At 31.2% G+C, this 5614-nt stretch carries 6 protein-coding genes; all 6 read left to right on the plus strand.

Translation table 11 applies throughout. The annotated features are described in order from the left end of the window. The first annotated feature begins 88 nt into the window (after positions 1 to 88). On the plus strand, positions 89 to 1213 hold the full coding sequence (locus H9I36_RS12770; protein ID WP_187385726.1) for a DegT/DnrJ/EryC1/StrS family aminotransferase: 1125 nt from the start codon (positions 89 to 91) through the stop codon (positions 1211 to 1213). Further along, positions 1213 to 2394 carry a glycosyltransferase family 4 protein gene (locus H9I36_RS12775; protein WP_187385727.1) on the plus strand — a complete coding sequence of 394 codons (1182 nt, stop codon included), beginning with the start codon at positions 1213 to 1215 and terminating at the stop codon, positions 2392 to 2394. The genes H9I36_RS12770 and H9I36_RS12775 overlap by 1 nt, the downstream gene beginning before the upstream one ends. A gap of 20 nt (positions 2395 to 2414) precedes the next feature. Next, positions 2415 to 3002, plus strand: coding sequence for a toll/interleukin-1 receptor domain-containing protein (locus H9I36_RS12780; protein WP_222864705.1), 588 nt, complete (start codon positions 2415 to 2417; stop codon positions 3000 to 3002). Next, the gene (locus tag H9I36_RS12785; RefSeq protein ID WP_187385728.1) at positions 2995 to 3438 is read left to right on the plus strand and encodes a DUF4231 domain-containing protein; all 444 of its coding nucleotides are present in this window, start codon (positions 2995 to 2997) and stop codon (positions 3436 to 3438) included. The genes H9I36_RS12780 and H9I36_RS12785 overlap by 8 nt, the downstream gene beginning before the upstream one ends. Next, the gene (locus H9I36_RS12790) at positions 3435 to 4400 is read left to right on the plus strand and encodes a radical SAM protein (RefSeq protein WP_187385729.1); all 966 of its coding nucleotides are present in this window, start codon (positions 3435 to 3437) and stop codon (positions 4398 to 4400) included. The genes H9I36_RS12785 and H9I36_RS12790 overlap by 4 nt, the downstream gene beginning before the upstream one ends. Continuing rightward, on the plus strand, positions 4400 to 5614 hold a 1215-nt coding region (locus H9I36_RS12795; protein WP_222864706.1), incomplete at its 3' end, for a hypothetical protein. The genes H9I36_RS12790 and H9I36_RS12795, both read left to right, overlap by 1 nt.

Genomic DNA, 5614 nt, shown 5'->3' on the forward strand with positions numbered 1-5614 from the left:
GTTTTTTAAGTTGTACATTGATAGCATTAGCAATTCACTTATCAGCACATTTACTTTTTAAATTTATAAGTAAAAGGAAATAATCATTATGTCAGATTTTATTCCAGTATGTGAGCCTCTTTTAGGCGGAAACGAAATTAAATATGTAACTGAAGCTGTCCAAACAGGTTGGATCAGTTCTAACGGTAAATATGTAACGCAATTTGAAGAAGCGTTCGCAAAGTATTGTGGCGTAAAATATGCAGTTGCTGTTTGTAATGGAACAGTTGCAATTCATCTGGCACTCACAGCTTTAGGAATAGGCAAGGGCGATGAAGTGATTATTCCATCTTTTACTATGATTGCTACAGCATTTGCCGTATGCTACACTGGTGCAAAACCTGTTTTTGTCGATGCAGATAAAGATACATGGAATATAGATGTAACAAAAATTGAAGAAAAAATTACACCGCATACAAAGGCGATTATTCCTGTGCATATTTTTGGGAATCCTTGTAATATGGATGCAATTTGTGAGATTGCAAAAAAATATAAACTTTTTATTGTAGAAGATGCGGCCGAATCGCATGGGGCTGAATTTAGAGGGAAAAAAACTGGAAGTTTTTCTGATATTGCATCATTTAGTTTTTTCGCAAATAAAAACCTTACGACAGGTGAAGGTGGCATGGTCATTATGGATTGCGAAGAAAAATACACGAAGTGCAAATATTTTAAAAATATGTGTTTTCCAGTGGATGGGCCACGTATTTACAGTCATAACGACATAGGTTTTAACTATCGAATGTCAAATTTGCATGCAGCTGTTGGACTCGCTCAGGTAGAAAAGGCAGATGCCTATCGCACTATGCGTATTAATAATGCTTTATTATACAAAAAATATCTTTCTGATTGCAAAGGAATTATCTTTCAAAAAGATCAAGAAAATGGACTGAATGTGCATTGGATGAATACAATTGTTATAAATCCTGTTGAATATGGTCATACAAAAGATGAACTTATTGGTCATCTTAAAGAAAAAGGAATTGATACAAGGCTTTTGTTTATTAGCATGAATCGGCAAAAATCTTTGAAAGATTTCGGCTGTGAGTGTTCCGGAGAATACCCTGTTACAGATTGGCTTACAGAAAACGGTTTTTATTTGCCAAGTGCTTCAAGTCTTACTGAAGAACAAATTAGGCATATTTGTGAAGTTATTAAGGAATATCAAAAATAATGAAAGTCGGTGTTTTTTTAGGAAATTTTCGCCCAGAAGATGGTGGAGCTAGTTCTCTCTTATTAACTATTAGAAATGAAATAAACGCTTCTGATGATATGAAGGGGGTGGAATTTGTTTTTTTATACTCTGGAGGCCTGAAAAAGTCATATAACACTTTCTTTGATGGAAATTGTTATATAAATTACACGAAAGTCGGTGTTATAAGGCACATAATTTCTAAAACTCTGCAAAAACTTTTTCAAGTTTCTTACAAAGATACAAGGCTTAATCTCATTGCTAAAAAAGAGAATATTGATTTGTTCTGGTTCCCGCAGCCTGTGAAGTTTGATGTAAAATATCCATATATTTATACAGTCTGGGATTTAGGACATAGAAGAACGCCGTATTTTCCAGAGGTATCGCGTTCTGGTTGGCTTTGGGAAGATAGGGAAGATATGTATCAAACGATGTTGTACAGAGCTTCTTTTGTAATTACAGGAAATGAGGAAGGAAAAAAAGAAATTCTTGAAAACTATCCTATGCCAGCTTCGAAGGTACGGATTTCAGAGTTTCCTGTCGCTTCTTTTTGCCGTGGTGAAGAAAAGAAACCCGACTTTATAAAAGAAGATCCGTACTTTTTTTATCCAGCACAATTCTGGCCACATAAAAATCATATTACGATTCTGGATGCCCTTGAATTATTGGCAGAAAAATATGATACAAACCCAATTGTCTACCTGACAGGATCTGATAAAGGAAACCGTAAATATATTGCGAGCGAAATAAAACGACGAGGGCTGGAGAATCAAGTTATTTTTACAGGATTTGTTTCTGATGAGAATCTGAAGTACCTTTATACACACGCTGTCGGAATGATTTTTGCCTCACTTATGGGACCAAATAATATGCCTCCAATTGAAGCAACTTATTTGCAATGCCCTATAATCATCACAGATTTGGACGGTCATAAAGAACAACTTGGTGATACTGCATTGTATTTCAACGGCTATAAGCCGGAAGAACTTGTAGAACATATGAATGCACTTCTTTCTGATACCAGTATTCGCAATGCAATAATTGAAAAAGAAAAAAAACTTGGTCAGCGATTTGATAAAATCAATTATTTTGCAGAAATAAAGAAAATTATCAAAGATTTTTCTTTGATACGCAGAACTTGGGGAAATGATTTTGTGATATAATGAAATACAGGAAGTAATAAATGGCATTATTTGGTGAATCTGTACTAACAAATTATGTATCAAAAAATATTTTTTCTACTGAAGAAATTGCATTTGAGCATTATATTGAAAAATCAATAACTTCTCAAAAAAACTTTTTGACTAAAAAAAGTTATGATGTTTTTTTATCTCATCGTTACGAAGATAGAAGGCTTATTGGTGCTTTAGCAGCTATGTTGGAAGAAATTTATGGGCTTTCTGTCTATGTTGATTGGATTAAAGATTCTAATTTGAATCGTAAGAATGTGACGCCTAATACTGCTGAAATTTTAAGAACCAGGATGAAAAATTGTAAATGTCTATTTTATGCAACTTCTCAAACTTCTGTAGATTCAAAATGGATGCCATGGGAATTAGGATTTATGGATGGCTTTAGCGGTCATGTTGCAATCTGTCCTCTTACAGGAAATCAATCAGATGCATATAGAGGGACAGAATATCTAGGACTTTATCCGTATGTATCATATGGTACTGCTAAACAAACAAGTAAAGATATGATTTGGATTAATAAAACAACTGACGACTATAAATCAATTGGCGCTTGGCTTGGTGGTATTAAAAATGGATGAGAATGATTATTTAGAAAACAGGATTAAGGATCAGATAAATTTTTATGAAAACAAATCTAAATTGAATAAAAATTGTTATTATGTATCGAAATTCTTTGAAATATGTTCAGGTGTGAGTATTCCTTTAATTTCTGGTCATTTTATGGATAAAAACTGGGCAGGTTTAGTTATTGCTATTTTGGGAGTCCTGATAGCAATATCAGCATCTATGAATGGTGTTATAAAGTATCAAGAGAAATGGATTTATTATAGAACAACAATTGAACAGTTAAAAAGAGAACGAGAGTTTTTTCTAACAAGAACAGGAGTTTATTTAGAAAAGGAACTCCCTTCGTCTTTTAATTTGTTTGTGGAAAATTGTGAGAATATAATGTCTTCTGAAAATAATGCTTGGAAAAAGTATCAGCAATCAAAAATAACTATAAATAAGAAATGATTTCAGAAATAGCGTTAGAAATTACTCAAAAATGTCCCAATAATTGCATATATTGTTCTTCATGCTCTTCGTGGAATGCTAATTCATACATTGAATTTGATGTTATAAAAGAAGTAATTCAAGATATGTCAGACTTAGGAATTAAAAAACTGTGTATTTCTGGAGGAGAACCATTCCTACATCCTGATGTATTGAGAATTATAAATTTCGCTTCTGAGCGAAAAATTGAAGTTACAATTTATTCTAGTGGTATAGTAAGAAATATAGATCAAACTAGTTTCCTAACATTAGCTTTTTTAAAAGCTTGTAAAAAAAATGGTTTGTCAAGTATAATCTTTAATATGCAGGCTGGTGAAGAGAAAAAATATAACGAAATAATGAAAACGCTGGGAAACTTTCCAAAATTAATTGAAAGTATTAAAAATGCGAAATTGGTAGGATTGGAGGCAGAAATTCATTTTGTTCCAATGAAAGTAAATATTGATCAAATTGAATTTGTTATAAGCTTATCAGAAAAAATAGGAATTAGAAAAGTAAGTTTTTTGAAGCTTGTTCCTCAAGGAAGAGCATTTACAAATAAAAATTTAATTGAATTAAATGAAAAAGAATACTGTAATTTTAATTTACATTTAAAAGAGCTTTCAAAATCTGCAAAGATTGATATTAGGCTTGGAATTCCATTTTCAGAAAACACAAATATAAAATGCCATGCTGTTAGCGGAAAACTTGCAATTCGTTATGATGGTGCAGTACTAGCTTGTGAGGCTTTTAAAGGGCTACCAATAAGAGATTCATATGGCAATGAAATTTTGCCGGATAATATAAAAACAAGACGATTAAAGGATATTCTTCAAGAATCAGAATACTTAAAAGCTTGTAAAATATTTATTGATACATATTCTAAATCTTATTCTTGTTGTGAGAATTGCCCTGTTCAGAAATATATCAAGGAGACAAAATAATGGCTATTATAAATGATAAAGCTCTTATAGAAGAAATCTCAGGAACGGATATACAAAAATTAATTGGTGAAAAATTGAAAGAACAGGAATTATCAGAATTCAAATATTTCCCTTTATGTGATGATATAATTAAACAATTGAAATCTTTGATTGTAAAAACAGAAAGTATTGAATATTTTCAGCTCAACGAAGTGGAAGCATTATGGTTGAACTTGATTGATAAATCAATTCAATGTTTAAGATTTTTTGATGAACGAGAACCATTTCAAAAAAATAACGATTCTGATTTAAAAAAGCCAATCACTTATGGTCTTGATAGGATAAAAAAATATTTAGAAAAATATTCAGATTTTGAAAGCTTATTATATGGCTCAAGTTCCTATTATAGAGATCATATTTTCCATTCACTACGAACTTGGTTATTGGGTATCTTTTGCCTTTTACGAAAGACAGATGACAAAAAAGCTTATTTTATTGATTGTATTGGCTTAGATGGTTTAGGGAAAAATGATTTTTCGGATAAAATCAACTTTTTCGAAAAACTATCTATTTGGACTATAGCTGCATTATGTCATGATTTAGGTTATCCATTAGAAAAATCACGGAAAATATTAGATAAAACAAAGAATATGATGGGTGAGTTTGTTCCTAATCCTTCTATTCTAGATAATTTCAATTTTGGTGGTATACAAGATAATATAAATGATTTTATTATTCGTTTTTTGAGCACAAAGATGGTTCCTAAAAAAATTGAGGATTCTACTGGAAATGGAATAACATATTTTGGACGAATACAACCAAAATATTATCTGAAATATTCGAAATCACTTGAAAATTTTGATCACGGAATTATAAGTGCTGTCATAATTTATAAAATGCTCCTTTACTTTTTGGAATCAGATTTTAATATGAATGATGATTATGAATATAAATCTGAAGATGCAAGACAATTTTATATTCGTAGGGAAATTCTGAGGCCTATGGCTTCACACACATGTTCTGATATTTATAATATTCATTTAAATACATTTTCAAGTTTGCTGTTCGTTTGTGATGAGTTACAGGAATGGGGACGAAAATCTTGGAATGAGTTATATACAGGATTACAACCAAGTTCGATAAATCTTAAAATAGAGAACTTTTCCAAGAAAAAAATATCGGTTACTGAAGAAGTAAGAATTCCTGATGTAAATGATAAAAACATTGTATTTGAA

It is taken from the genome of Treponema sp. Marseille-Q4130 (assembly GCF_014334325.1).
GTDB lineage: Bacteria > Spirochaetota > Spirochaetia > Treponematales > Treponemataceae > Treponema_D.